The sequence below is a fragment of the Butyricicoccus sp. AM05-1 genome, assembly GCF_003474415.1.
Classification (GTDB): domain Bacteria; phylum Bacillota; class Clostridia; order Oscillospirales; family Butyricicoccaceae; genus Agathobaculum; species Agathobaculum butyriciproducens.
On sequence record NZ_QUDG01000032.1, the window covers coordinates 1 to 1,088 of the forward strand.

The window sequence follows — 1,088 nt, forward strand, 5'->3', positions numbered from 1 at the left end:
GACTCCTTAGCAGCCTTGATTGCGTCGATCATCATCGGAACAACCTTGAACAGGTCGCCGCAGATGCCGTAGTCAGCTACGTCGAAGATCGGAGCGGAATCAGACTTGTTAACTGCTACGATGCACTCGGAATCCTGCATGCCAGCCTTATGCTGGATAGCACCGGAAATGCCCAGAGCAACGTACAGCTTCGGATGTACGGTCTTGCCGGTCTGACCAACCTGATGGTCAGCAGACAGCCAGCCGGAGTCGATAGCAGCACGGGAACCGCCAACAACGCCGCCGAACAGGCCAGCCAGCTCTTCAGCCAGCTTGATGCCGGTCTCAACGTCCTTGGAGATACCACGGCCTACAGATACAACTACCTCAGCGCCGGTCAGGTCAACCAGCTCCTTAGCTTCCTTAACGACCTCGAGAACCTTGGTCTTGATGTCAGCCTCGGACAGCTCGAAAGCTACCGGCTCAACAACTACTGCGTTAGCCTTAGCCTCGTTGTACTCGCCCTTCTTCAGTACGCCCGGACGAACGGTAGCCATCTGCGGACGGAAGCGCGGGCAGATAATGGTAGCCATCAGGTGACCGCCGAATGCCGGACGGGTCATCTTCAGGTTGCGGTCCTCGCGGTTCAGAGCATCGATCTGAGCCTGCGGCAGAGTGGAAGCCTCCTGCAGGAATGCAGCGTACTTCTCTACGTCTACGTCGAGGTGGGTGCAGTCTGCGGTCAGACCGGTGTGCAGACGAGCTGCGCAGCGCGGGCCGAGGTCACGGCCAATGTTGGTAGCGGCGATCAGCAGGATCTCCGGCTTCTTAGCCATAACGGTGTCGCACAGAACCTTTGCGTATGCATCGGTGGTGTAGGTCTCGAGCAGGTCGCTCTCGCAAACCAGAACCTTGTCAGCGCCGTAAGCGCCCAGTTCCTTTGCCATCTTCTCGCCTACGCCCTTGCCGCCAAGCAGCAGGCCGCAAACTTCAGTGCCCATGTCGTCTGCCAGCTTGCGTGCCTCAGAGATCAGCTCGAGCACGGTCGGCTGCAGCTCACCCTGGCGCTGCTCACAGAATACCCATACGCCGGAGAAATCGGCGAGGTT

General features: G+C 58.7%; 1 protein-coding gene. It reads right to left on the reverse strand.

The genetic code is table 11. The features are described from left to right. Positions 1–1,088 (reverse strand): acryloyl-CoA reductase electron transfer subunit beta (gene acrA, locus DW088_RS15620; protein ID WP_243030003.1); only part of this gene is annotated, 1,088 nt, incomplete at both ends.